This window comes from Pseudomonas sp. MH10 (assembly GCF_034353045.1).
GTDB lineage: Bacteria > Pseudomonadota > Gammaproteobacteria > Pseudomonadales > Pseudomonadaceae > Aquipseudomonas.
Genome location: NZ_CP133783.1, coordinates 2,048,140 through 2,066,295 on the forward strand (window position 1 = coordinate 2,048,140; position 18,156 = coordinate 2,066,295).

At 57.2% G+C, this 18,156-nt stretch carries 14 protein-coding genes; all 14 read right to left on the reverse strand.

What is annotated here, in order from left to right; translation table 11 throughout:
- Window positions 1–301: 301 nt before the first annotated feature.
- The 14 genes from RHM59_RS09240 to RHM59_RS09305 all read right to left on the reverse strand — a co-directional run bounded on the left by RHM59_RS09240 (window position 302) and on the right by RHM59_RS09305 (window position 18,080).
- Window positions 302–1,957, reverse strand: a complete 1,656-nt coding sequence (locus tag RHM59_RS09240; protein ID WP_416195063.1) for a methyl-accepting chemotaxis protein — start codon at window positions 1,955–1,957, stop codon at window positions 302–304.
- Window positions 1,958–2,147: 190 nt separating this feature from the next.
- Window positions 2,148–2,552 carry a TraR/DksA family transcriptional regulator gene (locus RHM59_RS09245; protein WP_322165318.1) on the reverse strand — a complete coding sequence of 135 codons (405 nt, stop codon included), beginning with the start codon at window positions 2,550–2,552 and terminating at the stop codon, window positions 2,148–2,150.
- Between the two features lie 327 nt (window positions 2,553–2,879).
- Entirely contained in the window at window positions 2,880–3,902 is a 1,023-nt protein-coding gene (locus tag RHM59_RS09250) for an ABC transporter permease (protein ID WP_322183678.1), read from the reverse strand.
- A 33-nt stretch (window positions 3,903–3,935) separates the two neighbouring features.
- Complete coding sequence (locus tag RHM59_RS09255; RefSeq protein ID WP_322165320.1) at window positions 3,936–5,507, reverse strand: sugar ABC transporter ATP-binding protein; 1,572 nt, start codon at window positions 5,505–5,507, stop codon at window positions 3,936–3,938.
- 48 nt (window positions 5,508–5,555) lie between these two features.
- Window positions 5,556–6,482, reverse strand: coding sequence for a sugar ABC transporter substrate-binding protein (locus tag RHM59_RS09260; RefSeq protein WP_322165321.1), 927 nt, complete (start codon window positions 6,480–6,482; stop codon window positions 5,556–5,558).
- Window positions 6,483–6,692: 210 nt separating this feature from the next.
- Window positions 6,693–7,712 (reverse strand): Gfo/Idh/MocA family oxidoreductase, encoded by a 1,020-nt coding sequence (locus RHM59_RS09265; RefSeq protein ID WP_322165322.1) that lies wholly within the window; start codon window positions 7,710–7,712, stop codon window positions 6,693–6,695.
- Window positions 7,713–7,892: 180 nt separating this feature from the next.
- Window positions 7,893–8,753, reverse strand: a complete 861-nt coding sequence (locus RHM59_RS09270) for a sugar phosphate isomerase/epimerase (RefSeq protein ID WP_322183674.1) — start codon at window positions 8,751–8,753, stop codon at window positions 7,893–7,895.
- A 116-nt stretch (window positions 8,754–8,869) separates the two neighbouring features.
- Window positions 8,870–9,880: a Gfo/Idh/MocA family oxidoreductase gene (locus tag RHM59_RS09275; protein ID WP_322286454.1), complete on the reverse strand. Its 1,011-nt coding sequence runs from the start codon at window positions 9,878–9,880 to the stop codon at window positions 8,870–8,872.
- A gap of 37 nt (window positions 9,881–9,917) precedes the next feature.
- Window positions 9,918–11,855, reverse strand: a complete 1,938-nt coding sequence (gene iolD / locus RHM59_RS09280; protein ID WP_322183670.1) for a 3D-(3,5/4)-trihydroxycyclohexane-1,2-dione acylhydrolase (decyclizing) — start codon at window positions 11,853–11,855, stop codon at window positions 9,918–9,920.
- A gap of 91 nt (window positions 11,856–11,946) precedes the next feature.
- Window positions 11,947–12,759 carry a TIM barrel protein gene (locus RHM59_RS09285; RefSeq protein WP_322286455.1) on the reverse strand — a complete coding sequence of 271 codons (813 nt, stop codon included), beginning with the start codon at window positions 12,757–12,759 and terminating at the stop codon, window positions 11,947–11,949.
- A 35-nt stretch (window positions 12,760–12,794) separates the two neighbouring features.
- The gene (locus RHM59_RS09290) at window positions 12,795–14,312 is read right to left on the reverse strand and encodes a CoA-acylating methylmalonate-semialdehyde dehydrogenase (protein WP_322183667.1); all 1,518 of its coding nucleotides are present in this window, start codon (window positions 14,310–14,312) and stop codon (window positions 12,795–12,797) included.
- A 25-nt stretch (window positions 14,313–14,337) separates the two neighbouring features.
- Window positions 14,338–15,147 (reverse strand): 5-deoxy-glucuronate isomerase, encoded by an 810-nt coding sequence (gene iolB, locus RHM59_RS09295; protein WP_322286456.1) that lies wholly within the window; start codon window positions 15,145–15,147, stop codon window positions 14,338–14,340.
- A 2-nt stretch (window positions 15,148–15,149) separates the two neighbouring features.
- On the reverse strand, window positions 15,150–16,067 hold the full coding sequence (gene iolE, locus RHM59_RS09300) for a myo-inosose-2 dehydratase (RefSeq protein WP_322165330.1): 918 nt from the start codon (window positions 16,065–16,067) through the stop codon (window positions 15,150–15,152).
- Between the two features lie 75 nt (window positions 16,068–16,142).
- Window positions 16,143–18,080: a bifunctional 5-dehydro-2-deoxygluconokinase/5-dehydro-2-deoxyphosphogluconate aldolase gene (locus RHM59_RS09305; RefSeq protein WP_322165331.1), complete on the reverse strand. Its 1,938-nt coding sequence runs from the start codon at window positions 18,078–18,080 to the stop codon at window positions 16,143–16,145.
- Window positions 18,081–18,156 lie beyond the last annotated feature (76 nt).

Consider the following 18,156-nt stretch of genomic DNA (forward strand, 5'->3'; position numbering starts at 1 on the left):
GCCTGTGGAATGCAGCTGAAAGTCAGACTGCTTAAATCAAAAAGTGACTGTTGATTTAAACCAGCTTGCTCAGCCGCGAACCGACGTCAAGGTCATCACGATATTTCAGAACAGTCCCACAAACGTTAAGGACTTTAGAGGGGCTTACAACTTAAACGCCCTGCAAAACGGCCTAAATGAAGGACGAAATTACGCTTTCGAAAGCAGTAGTCGTTATCAGTATTCGGTGACTCACCGCGGTTAGATTTCAGACGATTCCCACAAGTAAATGCCGGGAATCGCTGATTTCGCAGGAAACTTCTTAGCCACGCGTAGACGGTGGCAGACCCTCGGGTTTGTAGCCCAGACGCAGTCCACCCCAATGACGACCTTGAACCATGATCGGTACCGAGAGGTCGTGCATCAGTTCACCGGTGTCACGGGTGTAGGTTTGCAGCAACACGGGCTGCTGATGGCTGCCGCAACGGATGCCCGTGCGGTCATCGAACTTGCGCTTGGTTCGGTTATGCACGGTGTCGAGTCGGGGATCGCCGGTCAGCGGCTGACAGAACGCAGTATTGTGCGTCGGCACGTAACCTTGAGGTGTGCAGGCGATGGCGAACACCAAGCCCTCATGGCGCGGCAGCAACGATTCTTGAATCGATGGCAGCACCTGGTCGGTATACCGGTCAAAACGTGTCTGAAACTTGGGCGGAGAGGTTTTAGGTATCAGTTGGTAACTGCGATCAAACAAGTCTTCCAGGCTGACACGACGTTGCCCGATGTCCGCTTCAAATTGAGTCGAGATTTGATGCGCCCCTTCAAGGGCCAGATCGTAAATTCGCTGATGGTAATCATCCAAGCCAACTTGGGCCAGCCGCTCACTGATGGTTTCCGCCTGCCCCTCCATTTGCACCGCAGCCTTCGCCAGTTGCTTGGTTTGTTCGTCGCTGATCGCCAAATCGCCGCGCATTTGCTCAACGGCGGTAAACAGGCTGCTCAATTGTTGCTGATTGGTTTGCGCGCCTGCGGCGATTTCGCTGACTTGCGCTTCAACCCCGGCGGCTAACCCCGCGATGTTTTCCAAGTGCTGACCGGTTCGCTCAACCTGTTCGACGCCGGTGTCCAGGTCGCTGGATAACTGCCGGATCTGCTCGACCACTTGCCCCGTAAGCTGCTGAATATCGGTCACCATTTGCCCGACTTCCTCGGTGGCGCTGGCGGTGCGCCCCGCCAAACCGCGTACTTCATCGGCAACTACGGCAAAGCCTCGCCCGTGCTCACCGGCGCGGGCGGCTTCAATGGCGGCGTTGAGCGCCAACAAATTGGTCTGACTGGCAATTGACTGGATGACCAGGGTGACACGCTGAATGTCTGAGCTGCGTTGGTTCAAGGCCTCGATCAGCTCGCGACTGCTGACCGCGCGCTTGCTCAACTGGTGCATCCGAATGATGGACTCAGCCAATACGCTACGCCCGGCGTCACTGCTGACGCGGGCCTCGCTGGCGGCGCTGAGTGCCTGTTGGCTCAGAAGAGAGGTCACCTGTTCGGTTGCGATCATCACGTCGGCGCTGCTGACGATTTGCTCGGCTGCGTCGAGCTGCGACTGGACCTTGCTTGCCAACTGGCCCACAGAAAATGCCACGCTGGCGGCGGACAGTGCGTTGTGACTGGTGGCGTACGACAAATCGCGAGTCAATTTTTCGATACCTTCGCCGCTGCTCGGTGCGAGGGCTGAAATCGTCGGTGCGGCAAACAGGCGAGGCAACCAGATGACCACCAGCACCAACGGCAGACAGGCGTAGACCGACACGCTGAGAAAGGCCATTGCCATCAGCAATAGACACAGCAAAATGCTTTGTATCAAAGGGGTCAGCCAGCGGGTGCGGCTAAGAGGACGTTGCGGTTCTACAGCCAATGCGTTGGAGGCCTGCGCCTGCGACGCCAGCGATCCCATGAGAGGTCCAACTCCAGCCATGTTCGTCACCCATCTGCATTTTTGGTTGTTATGCCTGCATTAAACGCCAGACATTGGCCATTAGCTATGGGTCGTTAGTTGTACGTTGGCGCGAGCGCGCAGCGTGATAAATATTCTGCGCGTGAAGCACACAACGAGGGGGGAAATACCGGGGCAATTGAATGCCCCCGTAAAGCAACCCGTGGCCTGATCAGGCCTGACGCTGGTGCTTGTCGATTTGCTCATGACGCTCTTGAGCTTCGATGCAGTACTTGGTGGTCGGGCTGATCAGCAAGCGTTTAAGGCCAATGGCCTCGCCGCTGTCATCGCACCAGCCAAAGCTGTCATCGGAAATGCGGGAAAGCGCCATTTCCAGTTGTGGAAGCATGCGCTGGTCACGATCAATGATGTTGACCAGCCAGTGACGTTCCTCTTCGACCGAAGCCGCATCGGCAGGGTCAGCGGGCGTGTCCAGGCTTTCGATAGCGATACGGCTTTGATCGATACGCTCATGGATCTCGACTTTCATGGATTGCAGCAGCGCAACGAAGAAGGCGTGCTGCTCGGAATTCATGTAGTCATCGGCTGGCATCGCCAGCAACTTGTCCTTTGTCATTGATTTCTCTATAAAAAATACGTGCATTAGGGCGAATTAGGGAGCGACTCAGCGTTGCCGAAAAAGCGCCACAGTCTCCAAGCGCCACCTGGCACTCAATTTACGAGGGGCGGCAGTCTAAGGCCGTGGTAGGGACACAGCAACATAATTGAAGCAGTTTTGCGCAACAAGTCACTCAAGCCGGTCACCCAGCGGCTTGAGTGACCACTGATCGGACAATGACTTGCGCATCAGTGACGGTCTGACCCCTGAAAACAGGCATCAGTTCCGGGCTGGAGGGACGACGGGTATAAGGGGCCAGGGCTGGCCCCAGGAGACGTTCAGCGATCAACGTTTGATTTTGCGTTTGTTGCGGTATTGGTCGATGACGACGGCAACGACAATGATCAGGCCCTTGATGATGTCCTGGATATACGCATCGACACCAACAAACGTAAAACCGCTGGCCATGACACCCAGAATCAAAGCACCGATGACCGTGCCGGTAATACGCCCTACCCCCCCTGACAGGCTGGTGCCGCCAATGACGGCTGCGGCAATCGCATCCAGTTCGTAGGACACGCCCATACCGGCTTGCCCGGTGGCTGCCCGCGCTGAAGCGACGACGCCTGCCAACCCCGCCAGCAGACCGGCAATGCTGTAGACAATGATCAAATGCCGTTTGACATTGATCCCGGAGGTGCGCGCCGCCTGCATGTTGCCACCGATGGCGTAGGTGTATTTGCCGTACTTGGTGTAGCGCAGGGCGATATGGAACACCACCGCCGTCGCCAGGAAAATAATGACCGGCATCGCGCCCTGACCGATAGCCGTGTAGGAGTCGTTCAACATGCTCACGGGCTGGCCTGCGGTGTAGAAGCGCGCCAAGCCACGCGCCGAGACCATCATGCCCAAAGTGGCGATAAAGGGCGGAATGCCGGTAATGGCGATAATACTGCCGTTAATGGCACCGGCCAGCAGCCCCACGCCCATGCCAACCGCCACCGGAATCCAGACCGGCAAATCAGTGAGCGATGGGAACACCGCACGGGTGTAATCGGAGCTTTGCGCCAGGCTCGCGGCAATCATCGCTGACAGCGCCAATACCGAACCGGAGGACAAATCGATACCGGTGGTGATAATGACTTGGGTCACACCAATGGCGATCAAACCGATGATCGAGACTTGCAGGATCATCAGTACCAAACGTTGCGAGTTGAACAAAAAGCTCTGATCACGAACGATCCAACCAAACACTTCAAAGACCAGGCCGATACCGATCAGCACCAACAAAATGCTCAGTTCGGTAGGCAAACGCCGTTTAGACCTTGCCGGGACAGCGACAGGTTTGTTGCCAATAATTGCGTTCATAGCGGTTACTCCTCTCTCTGCGGCGTCGACCGGCTAGTGAATCGAATTGCCGGAAGCCAGATGCATCACTCGCTCTTGGGTCGCCTCGCCACGGTCGAGCATGCCCATCATCTCGCCCTCGTGCATGACCATGACCCGATCGCTCATGCCCAAGACCTCGGGCAACTCCGAAGAAATCATGATCACCGCCATGCCTTCACTGGCCAGGAAAGTAATCAATCGATAGATCTCCACCTTGGCGCCAACGTCGATGCCGCGGGTGGGTTCGTCGAGAATCAATATCCTCGGATTGGTCATCAGCCAACGGGCGAGTAAGGCCTTCTGTTGATTACCACCGGACAGGTTATCGATGCACTGCTCCAGCGAAGGGGTTTTTACCCGGAGCTTCTGACACATGTCTTCGCACAAGGTACGCAAGGCTTTTTGCTTGATAAAACCACCACCTGCGTAATGCGGGATGACGGCCATTTCCATGTTTTCCAGCACCGACAGGCACGGAAACAGGCCAGTCAATTTGCGGTCTTCGGTCAGCAGGGCGAAGCCTTTTTTGATCGCCAGATTAGGGTCGGTGATGCGTACGCTGACGCCGTCGAGCTGAATCTCGCCACCATCGCTGGGCGTAATGCCAAAAAGGGTTTCGGCAATATTGGTACGTCCTGAGCCCATCAAACCGGCGATGCCGAGAATTTCCCCGGCGTGCAGGTCAAATGAAACGCCCTCAAAAACGCCATTCAGACGCAGATCGCGCACTGAGAGCAGCAAGTTGCCGGAAGGTTTTTCACGTTCAGGAAACAACTGGCTCAGTTCTCGACCCACCATCATCGACACCAGACTGTCACCGTCCATGCTGTCGGCGCGTTGCAAGCCGATGTAGGCACCGTCGCGGAACACAGCGACTTCATCGGCGATGCTGAACACTTCGTTCATTTTATGGGTGATGTAGATGATGCCCTTACCCTGAGCCTTCAAGTCAGCAATGATCGAGAACAAGTGGGCGACTTCTGTTTCAGTGATGGCAGAGGTCGGTTCGTCCATGATCAACACGTCTGAGTCATACGACACCGCTTTGGCGATTTCGACCATCTGCCGCTCGGCGATGCTTAGCGTGCCTACCAAATCCTGCGGTTCAAGTTTGATCCGCAGGCGTTGGAGCAAGTCTGCCGTGCAGCGGTACATTTCTTTATGGTCGACCATGTGCAGACCATTGAGCTGTTCGCGGCCGATCCAGATGTTTTCGGCGATGCTCATGTGTGGCATCAAGTTAAGTTCTTGATGGATCATCGCGATCCCCGCTTGCAACGCCGCCAGCGGAGTTTCAAAGCTGATCGGCTTGCCACGCAAACGTATCTCGCCTTCATCGGGCTGGTAGATGCCGGCAATGATTTTCATCAGCGTGGACTTGCCCGCGCCGTTTTCGCCCATTAACGCCAGCACTGAACCGGGGCGCACGCGAAGCTGCACATTGGACAAGGCCACCACGCCGGGAAAGCCTTTGCTGACATTGACTATTTCCAGCAGATACGGCGTGTCGACAGTGTCCATCGCGGCAGCGCCCGCCAACACATCGGGCGTGGCGTTACTTGGAGTCGTACCAGAAGTGAACATGTGACAAATCCTCTCGCGACATTCTTGTTATAGAAAGAGATGATTCTGTTATTTGAACGAAGCAACGTTTTCCGGGGTGATCAGGCGATAGGGCACCCAGACCGACTGTTCGACCGGTTCTTTCTTGGCCATCTTCACAGCGGCATCCAGGGCACCATCGGCCTGACCTTTGGCATCCTGGAATACAGATACCGTAAGGTCACCCTTGGTAATCGCATTCAAGCCATCCGGCGTGCCGTCGACACCGGCAATCATCACGCTACCCTTGGCAACGCCCGCCTGCTTCAACGCCATGGACGCACCGATGGCCATTTCGTCATTGTTGGCGACCACCGCGTCGAATTTTTTGCCCTGGGTGATCCAGTCGTTGGTCAGGTCCATCCCTTTTTGCCGTGACCACGTGCCACTTTGTTCTTGGTCTATCTTGATATTTGGGTATTTTTTCAGAATTTCTTTGACTCCATCGGTGCGACCTTTCGTGGAGTTATTTGATAAGTCGCCCAACAGAATCACGATACTGCCCTTGCCACCCATCTTGTCGGCCAAGTACTGCATCTGCAACTTGCCGGCCTCTTCGTCATTGGAGGCCACAGTAATCACGCCCTTAGGCAGGTGGAGATCATCTGGACGGCGATTGACGTACACCAACGGAATACCTGCCGCGACGGCAGCCTGAGTAATCTTCGCGGTACCGGCGGTATCGACCGGGTTGACGATCAGTGCATCCACTTTCTGGTTTATCAGGGCTTGTACATCACTCAACTGCTTGTTCACGTCAGCACGACCATCCACAAACTGCAGCGACACACCGTCAGGCATGGACTTGGCTTTGGTGGCCATGTCTTCGCGCAGGTAGGTCAGCCAGGTGTCATCGAACTGCGACATGCTCACGCCGATTTTCATATCGGCCAAGGCAACGCCGCTGACGAACATAAGTGACAAGGCAAGAGAAGTGAAACGGATAGGGGTGTTCATGATCGGTCTGTCTCCACGTTTTTGTAGTTGTATGGATAACTTGGAACGACTCTATTAGAAAATAATTTCTATATCAACTGCTTTTAGAATTCTTTTCTATTTTTACGCTACTGACTTGCACCTCTTTAGGCGCCAACGTGTTGGCGCGAAGGCTGATGTGGCGCATCAGGTTCATCGCCTCGCGAACACGTTCGCTCCTACAGGGTTCGCCTACAGCTTAATTACCGTGCCTGACTCGGCACTCGCTCGCGCCGCGTCCAGCACCACGGCTGACGCCACTGCATCGCGCGCGTCCACCGGGTTATTGCCTTTACCTGCAACCGCGTCCTGCAACTGCCGATAAAACTCGTTCCAGCAGCCACGTTCGGAAGGAATACGTTCGCGCTGTTCGCCCTGTTCGAACCAGCCCCAGCGGCGATGTTCTTCAACGCCCCAGTTATCACCTTCGCTTTTCGGTGACAGCCCAGCTAAGGTTGAAGCTTCCTGCCCGTCTAACCCTTCCACGCTGTAGCAACCTGCTGAGCCGCTGACCCTGAAACGCGGCCCCGGACAGTTTTGCAAACAGCTGCCCCAGAGGTGCGAAACCACGCCACTGGCGTGGGTCAGCGACACAAAAAACCCGTGATCGAGTTCTTTGTCTGAGGTTGAAAAGTCCAGTTCGGCGTACACCCGTGACACAGGACCGAACAACAAGAGGGCCTGATCTACCAAGTGACTGCCTAAATCGCGAAGCATTCCACCGCCGCTGACCTTGCCCACGGATTTAGGTGAATAACGTTCCACTCGGGATTCAAAACGCGTGATGTCGCCCAGCACGCCGTTATTGATCAGTTTGCGGACGGTCAGGAAATCCGAATCCCAGCGACGGTTTTGATACACGCTCAGCAGCACACCGCGTCGCTCAGCGGCCTCGACCAACTCCCGGGCCTGAGCCGCGTCGTTGGCGAACGGCTTATCGCTGACCACGGCCACGCCCAGTTCGATGGCTTCGAGAATCAGTGCCCGTCGCGAGGCCAATGGCGTGGAAATCACCACTGCATCCACGCCGTTGCCGACCAGCGCCGCCAGCGTGTCGAACGCCAGGACGTTGGGGTAGTCCTGCGCCAACTCCAGGCGCCGCTCCGGGGAACGGGTAACGACGCCGACAAAACTGGCACCCGGCAAGCTGGCGATCAACGGCGCGTGAAAATAGCGCCCACCTTTGCCATATCCGACTAATCCAATACGCATTTAAAGGTCCTCTGATTCAAAATATTTACGCCGTAATCTTCGCAGGCAAGCCTGCTTCCACAGTTTGAGTGTTCAATGTGTCCTGTGGGCTTGCCGACGAAAGCGGTGTACCCGTCGCCACCGAGTCTTGGCATTCGCGAATGAATTCGCTCCCACAGCCTCAAGGCAGTTTCAGTGTGCTTATCTGATCAACTCGCTTCTCACCCGTTCCAGCATGAAGCGGCTGGATTCGTCGGCACGCTCTTCCCAGGCAAACACCGAGACGGTGGCGATGCCGTCGAACTTGATGTCGCGCAGGGTTGAAAAGAACGCCGGCCAATCCACATCGCCCTGCCCTATGTCCAAATGTTGATGCACCGTGGCCGTAACGCCCGGCGGGTTGACGATATAGCGTAGACCCGAAGAGGCGCGGTGGTTGTAGGTGTCGGCGATGATCACATGAGTGAGCTTTTCGCCTGCGTAGCGGAGCATTGAGGCGATGTCACCTTTGCCGTCGTCATAGAAGAAGGTGTGCGGCGCGGCATACAGGTAGTTGATCCAGTCACAATCCAGGCCACGGAGGATGTCTACGGATTCGTTGTTGCGCTCGCAAAAATCGTAGGGGTGCGCCTGGATGTCCAGCTTCACGCCTTCGCGCTCGAAGATCGGCATCAGTTCGTCCATGGATTTCATAAACTGGTTTTCACAGACCAATGCATTATTGGACTGGCCGCTGAACTCAGTGTTGATTAGCGGGCAGTCCATTTCCACGGCGACTTGGATCGCACGCTTCCAATTGCGCACAGCGGCGTTGCGCAGCTCTTCGTCGGCATCGGCCCAGTGATAGAGCGGTAACAATGACGAGAGATTGACCCCGGCGTCGCTCAAGGCTTTGCGAAACTCTTTGATCCGCGCCCGATCAACGCGGGGGTATTTATAGAAGGGCAGAAAGTCTTCGCGGGGCGACAGCTCAATGTGTTCGTAGCCCAGCGCGGCGACTTTATCGACCATCTGCCCGAGTGACAGATGGCGGTACATGTAAGGGTCCAGTGCAATGCGCATTATTGTTCTCCTTCATGAAACCATTGCTCAACTCACGTGAAATCCCTGTAGATACCGTCTTGTTGGCGATTGGCTGATGAATCGCTTCGCCAACAAGTTGGCTCCTTGAAAATGTGTCAATCATAAAACGCTGGCCGCTCCGGCAAGCCCACGGGGACGATTGCTCCGCTTTTTTGGGCTTCGATACACGCGTCGGCGGTGACTGCGGCGGCATAGCCATCCCACGCGGAGGGGCCGCCGATCTGACCGATGCGTACGCTGTCGATGAAGGCTTGCAACTCGACGTCGTAAGCGGCGATGAAGCGGTCTTTCCAGTCCATAAGGATCGCGCTAGACAGTTTGGCGCCGCTGCGCAACTGGACTTGTGAGGGCTCCGGCAAGCGCGCAATCCCGGTTTCGCCGACGACTTCACACTGAATGTCGTAACCGTATTGGCAATTGACGAACACTTCGACATCGATGCGCGTGCCTTTGGCGGTTTCCAGCAAGATAATTTGCGGGTCCTTGAGGTGCGCGAAAGCTTTGCCGGTTTTGCGCGGGAACACCACTTGAACCGAAACATAATCATCGTCGAGCAACCAACGCAGCACGTCGATCTCATGGATCAGCGTGTCGGTAATCGCCATGTCAGTTTTGTAATTCTCACCCACGGTCGGGTTGCGATGGGCGCAGTGCAGCATCAGCGGCTCGCCGATCTGCCCGCTATCGATCACTGCTTTGAGCGCCCGATAACCCTCGTCATAGGGGCGCATGAAACCGACCTGCACCAGACGCTTGCCGTAAGCGATTTCAGCATCAACGATTCGGCGGCAGCCCTCGGCAGTAACGGCCAATGGTTTCTCACAGAACACAGGCTTACCGGCCGCAATCGCGGCCAGCACGAACGCTTCGTGGCTCGGGCCCCAGGACGTCACTAGCACCGCTTCCACCTCTGGAGCATTGATCAACGCATGGCCGTCGGGGTAAATCTCAGCGGTCAGGTCCAGGTCGCGGGTCACGTTGGCGGCCTGTTCGAGATTGATGTCGTTCAGCGCCACAACCTGGCTGCCCAACAAGGTCTGGCTCAATCGCCGGATGTGTTCCTGGCCAATTGCGCCGGTGCCGATTACGCCTATTTTCAACGCCATTTCACTGCTCCCGTTGTGGTTGTTGTGGAGTGAGTTGTCAGTATTTGCGGGCTTTCGCCAATTCGTTGCTGAGCTTTTCAAACACCTGCGCGGTGGTGCCGTTGGTCGAGACTTCGGCCACGCCCACGCGCCACCACGACAGGTATTTGTGGATCATGGTCTTGGGCAGAACCTTGATATCGATCAGGGTAGAGACGGTCTGTTTCTGCGCATCAAGCAATGCCGCTTCAAGTTCGGCAATTGTGGTCACCTTGTAGGTCTTGCAACCGTAGGCCGCTGCGCTCATGGCGAAATCCACCGGGACAAAATCGCCGTCGAGCTTGCCGGTTTCCGGATTACGGAAGCGAAACTCGGTGCCGAAGCTGTCCATCCCGTGTTCCATCTGCAGGTTGTTGATGCAACCGAAGGTCATGTTGTCGAGGAGGATCACGTTGATCTTGCAGCGCTCTTGAATCGAGGTTGCCAGCTCCGAGTGCAGCATCATGTAAGAGCCGTCGCCCACCAGCGCATAGACCTCACGCTGCGGTTCGGCGAGCTTGACCCCCAGTGCGGCATTGACCTCGTAACCCATGCAGGAAAAACCGTATTCCACGTGGTAGCTGTTGACCGCGGTGGTGCGCCAGGCGCGCTGTAAATCACCCGGCAAACTGCCAGCGGCGGCAACAATCACGGCGTCACGGGGCAGGCTTGCATTGAGTACGCCCAGTACCCGGCTTTGGGTCAGGCAAGAACCGGTCATCTCGATAAATTCCCGCAGCACGGCCGGATCAAGGTGGTCGTTGATTTCTGGAACGAAGTCGTCGCTTTGGTATTCCACCGCGTAGATGCGATCCACTTCGGCATCCAGTCTCGCCCGTGCCTGGTGCGGCTGATCGCCCCATGCCGAGCGATAACCGCTGTCGTTCAGCGCATCGGTCAAGGCCAACAGCGCAAACTTGGCATCCGCCACCAGTTGCACACCGTCCAGTTTCTGCGCATCAAAAGCACTGACGTTGAGGTTGAGGAATTGCACGTCGGGGTTTTGGAACAGCCATTTCGAGGCGGTGGTGAAGTCGCTGTAGCGGGTGCCTATGCCGATGATCAGGTCTGCTTGCTTGGCCAACAGGTTGGCGGCCAGCGAACCGGTTTCGCCCAAGCCGCCCATGTTTAACGGGTGGGCTGAAACTATTGCGCTTTTACCGGCCTGGGTTTCGGCGAACGGAATATCAAAGCGCTCGGCGAATGCCTGCAAAGCATCCGCCGCGCCGGAATACCGCACCCCGCCGCCACACACCAGCAACGGCTTACGCTTGCCTTTGAGCAACGTCAAGGCATCGCCAAGCATGGCGTCGCTGGCGGGGCGACGGTCGATGCGGTGTACGCGTTTTTGCAGGAAGCTGTCCGGGTAATCGTAGGCTTGGGCCTGCACGTCTTGCGGCAAGGCCAAGGTCACGGCGCCGGTCTCGGCCGGGTCAGTCAACACGCGCATCGCATTGATGGCGGCACTCATCAACTGCTCAGGACGGTTGATGCGGTCCCAGTATTTGCTCACGGCTTTGAACGCATCGTTGGTGCTGATGCTCAAGTCGTGAAACTGCTCAATCTGTTGCAACACTGGGTCCGGTTGGCGGCTGGCGTAGACATCGCCGGGCAGCAGCAACAACGGAATACGGTTGGCCGTCGCGGTCGCCGCCGCAGTGAGCATGTTCGCAGCGCCCGGCCCCACCGATGAAGAACAGGCGTAAATCTTGCGCCGCAGGTGTTGTTTGGCAAAACCAATGGCGGCGTGGCACATGCCCTGTTCGTTGCGGCCTTGATGGACGATCAATTGCCCGCTGTCTTGCTCCAGGGCCTGGCCGATGCCCAACACATTGCCGTGGCCGAAAATCGTGAACACACCGGCGACGAATTTGCTCTCCACCCCATCGACTTCCACGTACTGGTTATCAAGAAACTTCACCAGCGCTTGGGCCATGGTTAATCGTGTTGTTTTCATGTTTGATTCCCTTTGTCCTATGGGTCTCTTCGCAGGCAAGCCTGCACACACCTCTGTGGGAGCAGGCTTGCCTGCGAAGAGGCCCGCACATTCAACGCTTTAAATAAGCCATGCTCGCCGAGACGGCCTGCTGAATATCATCCAACTCATGCACGCTGTCAGCGAAGGGCTCGAAGGACAGGTGCCCCATGTAGCCATCGCTAAGCAACCGATCAATCTGCGTCGAATTGCCGAGAATATCGCCCTCACCCACCAGCACCCGGTGCCCGTCGCGAATATCTGGCAGCGGTACGTCGCCGTCTTCGACACCGGAGATGTGCACCAACCCGGTGAGGTCCGCGAAAAACTCTTTTTCATTCGCCAGATGGTGGTGAAAGGTGTCATGCACGACCCGAAATACATCCAGCCCACCAGTGGCGGTTATGGCGTCCACCGCCTGGCGCTTAAACCGTAGCGAGCATTGCTGAAAACCCAGCGGCTCGACGAAACCGAGGATCCCGTACTCGAGTAAAATAGGCGCCAGCTCACTCAATGCAGTCCGTAATCCCGACGCCCGCTCACCGACAGTCCGCGGATCGGTGGGGCCATTGAATGGGCACAATACCAACGCCTCAGCGCCGCAGTCCCGGGCATAAGCCGCCAACTTCAGCGCCTGCGCCCGGCGCTCGTCGTCCCAGACATCGAACGGGTACAACGCGTTGATCGACAACACCCGAATGCCGTGGGCCGCGCACTGTTCACGCACGGCCTGAGGCGCCATACCGTTCTCGATTTCAACGCCCTTGAGGTCGTTGCGGATTTCAATCGCGTCGGCGTTCAGCGTCACTGCCAGATCAATAAAATCTGGCAGCGACAGACGTGGGGCAACCATACGATTCAGGGCGAAACGCAGGGGATGACTCATTATTTTTATTCTCCTAAACGTACACGGGTGAGAGGTTATTTAGCAGTGGGCATACCGAACTCCGGGCCTTTGACGATGCTGTCTGGCCAGCGCTGCATCACACTTTTGTAGCGGCTGTAAAAGCGCATGCCTTCTTCGCCATACGCATGGTGATCGCCGAACAACGAGCGCTTCCAACCGCCGAACGAATGCCAGGCCATCGGCACCGGGATCGGAACGTTGATCCCGACCATGCCGACCTTGATCGTGCGAGCAAAGGCACGGGCAATGCCGCCATCACTGGTGAAGCACGACACGCCGTTACCGAACTCATGAGCGTTGATCAACGCCACGGCGCTGGCGAAATCCGGCACCCGAACAATGCCCAGCACCGGACCGAAAATTTCCTGCTTATAAATAGTCATGTCAGGGGTGACGTTATCGAACAGCGTGGCGCCGACGAAGAAACCTTCTTCTGAACCCGGCACGCTGAAGTCACGGCCATCGACAATCAGCTGGGCACCCTGCTCTACCCCTTGATCGATAAACCCCAAGACTTTGGCTTTGTGCTCGCCAGTCACCAGCGGCCCCATGTCAATGTCGCGTTGCATGCCATTGCCAACCTTGAGTTGGTCGATGCGCGGCAGCAGTTTTTCGATCAGTTGGTCGCCGACGTCACCGACCGCCACCGCGATGGAAATCGCCATGCAGCGCTCGCCGGCGGAACCGTAGGCCGCACCGATCAAAGCATCGGCGGCCTGATCGAGGTCGGCGTCAGGCATGACGATCATGTGGTTTTTGGCACCGCCCAAGGCTTGCACACGCTTGCCCCGCGACGTGCCCTGCTGGTAGATGTATTCGGCAATCGGCGTCGAACCGACAAACGAGATAGCTTCGATGTCCGGGTGTTGCAGCAAGGCATCAACGGCAGTCTTATCGCCCTGAACCACGTTGAACACACCGTCTGGCAACCCGGCATCGCTGAGCAGACGCGCCATCAACAAGCTGGCCGAAGGGTCGCGTTCAGAGGGTTTGAGAATGAAGGTATTACCCGTGACCAAGGCCATGGGAATCATCCACAGCGGCACCATAACCGGGAAGTTGAACGGCGTGACCCCGGCACAAACACCCAACGGTTGGCGCAGGTTCCAATTGTCGATGCCGCCACCGATGTTATCGCTGTAATCGGTTTTCAACAGGCTCGGCGCACCACAGGCAAATTCGACGATTTCGATTCCGCGTGTGACTTCACCTTTGGCGTCGGAAAACACTTTGCCGTGTTCGCGGCTGATGATCGCTGCCAGCTCATCATGGTGTTGATCCAGCAGCTCTTTGAATTTGAACATCACCCGGGCGCGGCGCAGCGAAGACTGATCAGCCCAGGCCGGAAACGCCGCCAATGCAGAAGCCACGGCCTCATCCACGGTTTTCACACCGGCCAGCGCGACTTTCGCCTGCACCTTGCCAGTGGCGGGGTTGAACACATTGCTGAAACGCTCGCTGGCGTCGTTTTGACCCGAGCCGGTGAGCACGTGGCCGTTGATGTAGTGACCAATAATCGGAGTGTTGCTCATGCCACTGTTCCTCATCGAATAGGGGTTAAAGATCCAATAGCCAGCTGTGCTGAGGATCGTTGTGAAATTGCCAGGCACGTTTCGGACCGGCCATCACGTTCAAATAATACGACTCGTAGCCATAGGGCACACTGACCGGGTGATAACCCTTGGGCACCGTGACCAAGTCGTTGTTTTCCACAGCCATGGCTTGATCAATGCTGCGGTCGTCGGTGTACACCCGCTGAAACACGTAGCCTTGCGGCGGGTTGACCTGATGGTAATAGGTTTCTTCAAGAAAGCTCTCGTGGGGCAGGTCATCCTGGTCATGCTTGTGGGGCGGGTAGCTGGACGAATGCCCGGAGGGCGTGCGCACTTCCACCACCAACAGCGAATGGGCAGGCTCAGTGTCAGGGAGGATGTCGCACACATAACGGGTATTGGCGGCCTTGCCCCGGCTGCTGCGTTTCATGCTTTCAGGGCGGATCAAGCGTGCCGGCAATTGCTTGACAACATCACCGGGGGCGGCGCACACGGCAATTTGCACTGCGCTCAGGGCGGTGACCTGCGCCTGACTGTGGGGTGGCAAGTACACGGCAAAGGGTGATTTGTCTTCGAACACCGAGTGCCGGTCGCCGATGTTTTGCCATTTAAAGCCAGCCTGCCCCGGCGCCTCACCCGTCACATCAACCCGGCCGCTGAGCAGCACCAGGCACAGTTCTTTTTCACCGGAACTGATCGGCAAACGCTCACCGACGCTCAAGCGGTAGGCAGCGAAACCGACGTATTCCAATGCCCCATCTGCCAGGGCGACAACGTCACGACCTTCAGCGTTACTTTTAACTAACAGGTTCATGGTCAAGCGCTCCTGTGTTGGGCATCGGCGAGCAAATCGCGCAGGGTCTCGTAGCCTTTTTTGGCGTAGGCATAACTCGGCGCGACCGCAGGGTCTTGTTCGGCTTCCACCACCAGCCAGCCGCTGTAGTGGGCGGCCAACAAAACGTCGAGCAAGGCGGCGAAATCAATATCACCGTCGCCGGGCACGGTAAACGTGCCGTTGATGATGCAGTCCGGGAAACTCCAGAGGTTATTGCGCGCCAGTTGCACCACCGGCTTGCGCACGTCTTTGAAATGCACGTGGCAGATCCGCTCGATGTGTTTTTTCAGTACCTGCAACGGCTCGCCGCCGCCCATGTAGCAATGGCCCGAATCGAATAACAGGCCGACTTCGCTGCCGGTTAGGGCCATTAACGTATCGATGTCCTGAGGCGATTCAACGTAGGCGCCCATGTGATGGTGGTAGGCCAAACGCACGCCACGAGACAAGGTGAAGCGCGCCAATTCGGTGAGTTTGTCGGCGTATTCCTGCCACGCCTGATCACTGTAAAACCGTGGCCGCTCCACCAGTGGAATACGCTGCCCTTGAATCGAATCAGCCACTTCGCCGTACACCAACACCGTGGCGCCGTTTTCCGCGAGCAATTGCACATGGGGCGTAATGGCCGCGATTTCCTCAGCCACCGAGCGCCGGGCCAGACGGCTGGAATACCAGCCCGAGACCAGCGCCAAGCCGTAAGGACGCAACACATCGCCGACGCCCTTTGCGTCTTTGGGAAACTTGCCGTTGAGTTCAAAACCTTCGTAGCCAATTTCCGCGCCTTCGCTCAAGGCGGTACTGAGGGGGGTTTCACCGCCGAGGGCTGGCAGGTCGTCGTTGCTCCAGGAAATCGGATTGATGCCGATCCGGATCGCTGAAGGGGTGTTCGAAGTGGGCATGGATGCACCTGTATGTGTTATCAACTGACCGCTATTTTTGTTTTGACCGGCTGAGTTCAGTCCATCGCTATACCGTCAGGCTCGCGCCTCGCGCCAGGATTCGATCAAGAACGTGAACGTCCGTTGCACCTGGCTGATCAGCGTCGCGTCATCAATTTCATTGGCCATCCAGGCGCGGCTTGGCTCCTGAAAAATCGTCCGGCCAACGGCAAACCCTCGGCAACTGCTGCTACGGCTGGCTTGCTTGAACCCTTCGGCCAGGGCTTCAGCAGGAGCGTTGAGGCCCAGCAACACCACGCCTCGGCAATACGGGTCGCGCTCGCTGATCAATTCATCCAACTGCTGCCACACCTCGGCGGTCTGAGACTCGATTTTCCACCAATCCGGGAAGATCCCAAGGTTGTATAAACGCTTGAGGGCGCGATAGAGCACATCGGGATGAGTCGAGGGGTGATCCTTTGGCGGGATGACTTCCAGCAGCAATTCATGGCCGCTGGTTTGCGCGGCGCGGTACAGGCCCATGAGTTGGGCTTCCTGTTCCAGGCGCAGCAACGGCTCGTCGTCGGGGTGAAATTGCACCAGGCATTTGATGATCTGCTCCTTGGGCCAAGCCAGCAAATTGCTGCCGATGGAACGGCCGTGTTCAAACGCCAACGGTCGCGAGCCTTGCACTTCTACTGGGCGGGCGATCCACCAGCCGCGACCGGTGGCGCTGTTCAGCGCATCCTGACCAAAGCGCTGATCGGCCAGCAGCCCGACGCTGGCTTCAATCCCGCGCTGTTGCAAATCCACTTCGACCCGCTCCACCGCCTGAATAAATAACTGCTTGAGCTGACCAATGCTCTCCAAATCGCGACCCGCTTTCTGCGCCAGCTCCACCAGTTGGCCCCGGTGGTCGAAGGCGAATATAAACAGCTGCTTCCATTGTTTGCGCGGCACGCTGACCTGATGCAGTCGTTGCAGCACGCTGTCTTGGTCCGGCCGCGTAATCGGCACCGGGCTGTCGAATAGATAATTCAATTCCGCCGGGGTCGGCATGGCCGGCGCACAGGCGTGGCGCGACACCACCAACCCACCGCACGCGTTGGCCAATTGGCAACAGCGTTCGTCGCTGGCCTCGTTCAGCCAGCCACTGAGGAAGCCTGACATAAAGGCATCGCCCGCGCCCAGTACGTTCAATACTTCAACCCGAACACCGGGATAAATGTCGCCGTCTTCCAAATGATCAGGAATGGCGCCGTGAATCACCGTGCACCCTTGCGGACCCAGTTTGACCACCAGGGTGGCGGCGGTCAGCTCGCGCACCGTACGCAGTGCAGCGAGCAGGTCTGTGCCGCCGCCCGCGATCAGAAACTCTTCTTCGGTGCCTACAATCAGGTCGAAGCGCGGCAAGATACGCTGCACGTGTTGGCTGACTTTTTGATCGGCGACAAAGCGGGTAGCGCCATCGGCCTTGCTCGCCAGCCCCCATAACACGGGCCGGTAGTCGATATCGAGGATGCGTTTGACGTTGTGTTTTTCGGCGTAGTCCAGCGCTTGGCTGCTGGCCTTGAACACCGGCTCGGTCGAGAAATGCGTGCCGGTGATCAACAGGGCTTTGCTGGAAGCGATGTAGTCTTCGTTGATGTCTTCACCGCGCAACGCCATGTCGGCGCAATTTTCACGGTAGAACACCAACGGGAAGGTTTCGCGGTCCTTGAGCCCCAGCAATACCAGGGCGGTGAGGCGTTCCGGGTCAATTTTTATCCCGCTGACGTCGCAGCCTTCCCGATCGAGGGTCTCGACCAGAAAGCGCCCCATGTGGTCATCACCGACCCGGCTGAGCATCGCCGACTTGAGGCCCAGCCGAGCGGTGCCAAAGGCGATATTCGCGGAAGAGCCACCAAGGTATTTGGCGAAGCTGCTGACGTCTTCGAGGCGCGCACCGACCTGCTGCGCATACAGATCCACGCCGAGACGTCCGAGGCAGATCAGATCCAATGGACGCCCAGTGGAAAAACGTGTCTGAACCATGCTGGCTCCTATTATTTTTATCAGCCTGCGATGCGCGCCGAGGATGCGCACACCACTGTTGGTAAATGCAGACTAG

What these genes read in the sequence shown, in the direction of transcription:
- iolE (WP_322165330.1), bottom strand. Translation starts at nt 16,067, where the DNA reads ATGCCCACTTCGAACACCCCTTCAGCGATCCGGATCGGCATCAATCCG.
- RHM59_RS09250 (WP_322183678.1), bottom strand. Translation starts at nt 3,902, where the DNA reads ATGAACGCAATTATTGGCAACAAACCTGTCGCTGTCCCGGCAAGGTCT.
- RHM59_RS09290 (WP_322183667.1), bottom strand. Translation starts at nt 14,312, where the DNA reads ATGAGCAACACTCCGATTATTGGTCACTACATCAACGGCCACGTGCTC.
- RHM59_RS09255 (WP_322165320.1), bottom strand. Translation starts at nt 5,507, where the DNA reads ATGTTCACTTCTGGTACGACTCCAAGTAACGCCACGCCCGATGTGTTG.
- iolB (WP_322286456.1), bottom strand. Translation starts at nt 15,147, where the DNA reads ATGAACCTGTTAGTTAAAAGTAACGCTGAAGGTCGTGACGTTGTCGCC.
- RHM59_RS09275 (WP_322286454.1), bottom strand. Translation starts at nt 9,880, where the DNA reads ATGGCGTTGAAAATAGGCGTAATCGGCACCGGCGCAATTGGCCAGGAA.
- RHM59_RS09265 (WP_322165322.1), bottom strand. Translation starts at nt 7,712, where the DNA reads ATGCGTATTGGATTAGTCGGATATGGCAAAGGTGGGCGCTATTTTCAC.
- RHM59_RS09305 (WP_322165331.1), bottom strand. Translation starts at nt 18,080, where the DNA reads ATGGTTCAGACACGTTTTTCCACTGGGCGTCCATTGGATCTGATCTGC.
- RHM59_RS09285 (WP_322286455.1), bottom strand. Translation starts at nt 12,759, where the DNA reads ATGAGTCATCCCCTGCGTTTCGCCCTGAATCGTATGGTTGCCCCACGT.
- RHM59_RS09270 (WP_322183674.1), bottom strand. Translation starts at nt 8,753, where the DNA reads ATGCGCATTGCACTGGACCCTTACATGTACCGCCATCTGTCACTCGGG.
- iolD (WP_322183670.1), bottom strand. Translation starts at nt 11,855, where the DNA reads ATGAAAACAACACGATTAACCATGGCCCAAGCGCTGGTGAAGTTTCTT.
- RHM59_RS09240 (WP_416195063.1), bottom strand. Translation starts at nt 1,957, where the DNA reads ATGGCTGGAGTTGGACCTCTCATGGGATCGCTGGCGTCGCAGGCGCAG.
- RHM59_RS09260 (WP_322165321.1), bottom strand. Translation starts at nt 6,482, where the DNA reads ATGAACACCCCTATCCGTTTCACTTCTCTTGCCTTGTCACTTATGTTC.
- RHM59_RS09245 (WP_322165318.1), bottom strand. Translation starts at nt 2,552, where the DNA reads ATGACAAAGGACAAGTTGCTGGCGATGCCAGCCGATGACTACATGAAT.